This window comes from Nonomuraea sp. NEAU-A123 (assembly GCF_018603905.1).
Taxonomy (GTDB): Bacteria; Actinomycetota; Actinomycetes; order Streptosporangiales; family Streptosporangiaceae; genus Nonomuraea.
On record NZ_JAHFZZ010000061.1, the window covers coordinates 1 to 3932 of the forward strand.

Annotated in this window: 5 protein-coding genes; all 5 read right to left on the reverse strand. The window is 69.5% G+C overall.

The genetic code is table 11. The features are described 5' to 3' along the window. Positions 1 to 368 (reverse strand): hypothetical protein (locus KLK06_RS59265; protein WP_214644727.1); only part of this gene is annotated, 368 nt, incomplete at its 3' end. 71 nt (positions 369 to 439) lie between these two features. After that, the gene (locus KLK06_RS59270; protein ID WP_214644728.1) at positions 440 to 1858 is read right to left on the reverse strand and encodes a DUF234 domain-containing protein; all 1419 of its coding nucleotides are present in this window, start codon (positions 1856 to 1858) and stop codon (positions 440 to 442) included. A 597-nt stretch (positions 1859 to 2455) separates the two neighbouring features. Then, positions 2456 to 2992 carry a serine/threonine-protein kinase gene (locus KLK06_RS59275; RefSeq protein WP_214644729.1) on the reverse strand — a complete coding sequence of 179 codons (537 nt, stop codon included), beginning with the start codon at positions 2990 to 2992 and terminating at the stop codon, positions 2456 to 2458. A 67-nt stretch (positions 2993 to 3059) separates the two neighbouring features. Then, positions 3060 to 3215, reverse strand: a complete 156-nt coding sequence (locus KLK06_RS59280) for a hypothetical protein (protein WP_214644730.1) — start codon at positions 3213 to 3215, stop codon at positions 3060 to 3062. Between the two features lie 54 nt (positions 3216 to 3269). Further along, a partial coding sequence (locus tag KLK06_RS59285; RefSeq protein WP_250907740.1) for a sensor histidine kinase occupies positions 3270 to 3932 on the reverse strand: 663 nt, incomplete at its 5' end.

Sequence of the window (3932 nt, forward strand, 5' to 3'; positions counted from 1 at the left end):
AGCGGCGCCGAGGCCCGCGCCAGCAGGTCGGCGATCGGCTCCAACGGCTTCAATCGTTCCAGGATCGACCGGCTCACACCGGTCACCAGACGCGGGTCGGTCACGTCGAGGCGCGGCTCGCTCCCGAACGCGGACGCGACGACCTCGGCAGGGACAGCGAAGTCGAAGTCGGTCGACGCGATGAGCTCGTTCGAGGTGACGAGCTCGGCCGGGGTGAGCTTGGCTGGGGTGAGCTCGGCCGGGGTGCTGAAGGCGAGGTCGCCCGCGATGGTGAGCTCGGCCGGGGCGGCGCTGGGCGTGGACCGGCTGATCGTCCGGCCGTGGAAGCGCAGCCGCGACGCCGTCTCCTGCCTGGCCGCCTTCGCCACGGACTACGGGGTTACTTCGCGCTAGCTTCGGGACGAAGAGCGCGAGGGTGCGTCAGGGTTGCCCGCCGGCCTCAGGAGGACCACGCCGCGAGGAGTTCCGTCGGACCGTACGCAGCGTCGAGCCCCGCACACTCGGTCCCGCTGCGCGAGACAGCGATCACAGGCACGGGAGCAGGTGTGAGCACGGCGCGGTGTCGGTGCAGCGCCGCGAGATCGTGCCGGTCGAACGGGGAGTTCTCCAGCCACTTCACCGAGCCGACGAACAACAACTCCTTGGCGATCGGCGCGCGGTCCGCTCCCACGACGTCGATCTCCACATCGTTGGTACGTGTCCAGTAACCGCCGATAGCGGGGGCGGCGGGGAGGCTCGCGTCGGGCAGCAGCCGTGCCAGCGCCTCGCGCACCAGAGGTTCAACGGCCCTGCCACGCCAGCTGGTCCAGTTTTCGCGGATGCGCCGCAGCGTCAGGTCACCCCGGCCCCGCTCGATCTCCTCCATCGCCGGACCCAGGAGCTTCAGCCAGAAGCGGAGGTAGGGATCCGCGACCCGGTAGCGACGATCCTTCGAAGGCCGCGTGGACACGGGAAGCTCCGCCGCGATCACCCGCTTGTCCGCAAGGATCCCCAGCGACCGCTGGAGCGGGGTCGCCCCGATCCCGCCGGCGGCGCGGGCAATATTGGAGAACGTCCGCTCACCGCTGCCGATCGCCGAGAGGACGGTGCGGGCTTGCACCTGCTGAGGGAACTCCGCAGCGAGCGAGCGCTCCGCCGACACCAGCAAGGCCGAGACCGGATCGCTGAGTGCTGCCTGCAGGAACTCCCACATCCCGGCGCCGTGCGTCCACTCTGCACAGATCAGAGGCAGTCCACCGGTGATCAAGGCCGCATCGAAGGCCAAGGCAGGCTCGAGGCCGAGCATCTCGCCCACCTCCGCCGGGTTAAGCGGACCCAGCACCATCTCCCGTCCGCGCTGGTGGAACGGGCGTCCATAGCTGTTCAGCGCCTCCATCATCGACAGGTCGGAGCCGATGAGCACCAGCAGAACCGGCTTCGTCTCCAGCGCTCGGTCCCAGGCCCGCTGAAGCATGCCCTCGAAGGCGCCCTCCGCATCCATCAAATAGGGCACCTCGTCCACGACCACCACGCTCGCCCGGTCGTGCGGCAGCGCCGCCGCCAGTACATCGAAGGCGGCATCCCAACTCGCCGGGCGGGCCGCGGACAGCAGATTCGCCAGCGGAAGGCTGGATGACTGGGCATCCTGGCTGAGCCGCTCCAGGTCCGCCCCCGGCGACGCCCCTGTGGCGGCATAGAAGAGGAACGGCGCACCGGACCTCTCGGCGAACCGCTCCGCCAACCGAGACTTACCCACCCGGCGGCGCCCGCGAAGCATCACGCACCGCCCGGGCCGCTCCCCACCGACCCCGGCCGTCACCTTGCCCAACTCTCGATCCAGCGTCTCGAGTTCGTGCCGCCTGCCCACGAAATCCGCCATGTCGCCGCCTTCCGGAGTTTACCCAGCATCCCTCTTAGATACTAACATCAAAGTTAGCAACATTGGCGTTAGTAGCAGAGGCGGCCTCGGAAGGACGCTGCTTACCCCGGTACACCCATGGGAGAAAATCAGCCTCCGGCGCCACAGCATGGTCCGCTGGACGCCCCACGGCCGCCGAATGCGTGAGCGGACGGTGTGACAGGAGCCGTCCTGAGCCGGGTGGCCGGTCATGCCGCGCGACGCTGACCAGGCACAAGAGCATCACACGGCACAGCCAGGCACCACCCGCCAGAGATTCGATCGGCCGTAGTCGCTCTCGCCACGCATGCCGCTGCCCCGAGCACCGGAGCCTCCGGACGCTCGTTCTCCATACGCCGGATCGCCGCCACGACCTGCTCGGCGCCGCCCGCTTGTCGCATTCCGCTCCCAGCGCCTGCTTGTACGACGAGGGAACGTGAGCTTCGAGGCCTGATCGTTTCTCGGCTCCAAGCCCACGGCATCCACGTTCCCTCCCTGTCAAATGGGCAGAGGTAGCACATCACACGGCCGGGGCGCGGGTGAGCGGTCGCTCGTCGCGTTTGGCCGCCTGCATGGTGGTCAGCCTCCGGCAGTGGAGCCATCCAAGGCGCGGACGATGCCGAAGTCGATCACCTTCGGTCCGTCGATGGTCACCATCACGTTCGACGGCTTCAAGTCACGGTGGATGAGCCCGGCGGCGTGGATGCCGCCCAGCGCCCGGCACAACCCGGAGGCCAAACCGCGCACCGAGTTCTCTGGCAGCGGCCCGCCCTGCTCCACCACCACCTGATGCAGAGTCGGCCCGGCAACGTACGCCGTGGCCACCCAGGGCAATGCCGCGTCCGGGTCGGCGGCCAGCACGGCGGCCGTCCATTCCTTGCCGACCTGCTGCGCCACGGCGATCTCCTTGGCGAACCGACGGCGGAAATCCGGGGCCGCCGCCAGTTCAGCGCGGATGGTCTTCACCGCCACCATCCGGCCACGCGGCGATCGGGCGAGGTAGACCACGCCCATGCCCCCTTCTCCCAGTCTGCCGATGAGCCGGTAGTCGGCGATCCGGTCGGGGTCCTGTCCTTGCAGAGGCTGCACAGCTGGTGGTTCCCTCCCCTTGAGCATCCTGCGGCGGATCAAGACTAAGGGTCGCTAAGGGTCGCCGAGAAGTAACCCGTAGCATCCGGGTTCGCTACTTCCTGGGGGCGACCTTGGCGACGGCGCTGTTGATGCGGACCCGGCTCTTGAAGGAGCGGCTGCTCGCGGTCAGCGTGCCGGTGCTGGGGTTAGTGATGTGGTTCGCGCAGAGCAACGGGCACGGGCTGGTGGCGGCGTACGGGTTCGTCACCGGCCTCCTGGCGTGGGTCGCATGGCGAGCGATCGCGACTCGCCGGGAGTCGGCCTATCGCAGATAGTGAGCCATGCTGAACTCGGCGACCACCTCGAACCGTCCGCCGGGGTGACGCACCGCCGCCAATCGCCCGCCGGTGCGCTGCGCGAGGCTGCCGAGCCCGGACCCGTGCCGCCCCGGCGTGGACGATCTTTCCTGCGCGACGGACATGGCGCCGTCGTTGACGACGCGCAACCGTACGAGCTCGTCAGTGCCGGAGATGGTCATCTCGCAGGTACGGGCCTGGCTGTGCCGCAGGACGTTGGTGATGGTCTCGCGGAGCGCGGTGGCCACCGCCGTGTCGACCTCGGCCGGCAGCGGTCCCGTCTCGACCTGTGCCGCAGCCTCGATTCCGGCGGCCGTCAGTACCTCACACGCCGCGTCGAGCTCGGCCGCCAGCCGCAGTTCGACCCGGTCGCCGGCGATGGACTCCAGCTCTGCCAGCGCCTGCTCGACCAGCGCCACGAGCGAGGCGAGCTCGGCCCTGGCCCGGTCGGGGTCCGCCTCCAGCAGCCGTTCGGCCAGCTCGCCCTTGAGAGCGACCGCCGACAGGCTGAACCCGAGTACGTCGTGCAGGTCGCGCGCGACCCGGGTCCGTTCTCGCCGTACCGCGGCCTGGGCGAGCTCGTGCCGGGCCCGGTCCAGCACGGTGATCAGCCCGGTGAGGCGCCCCAG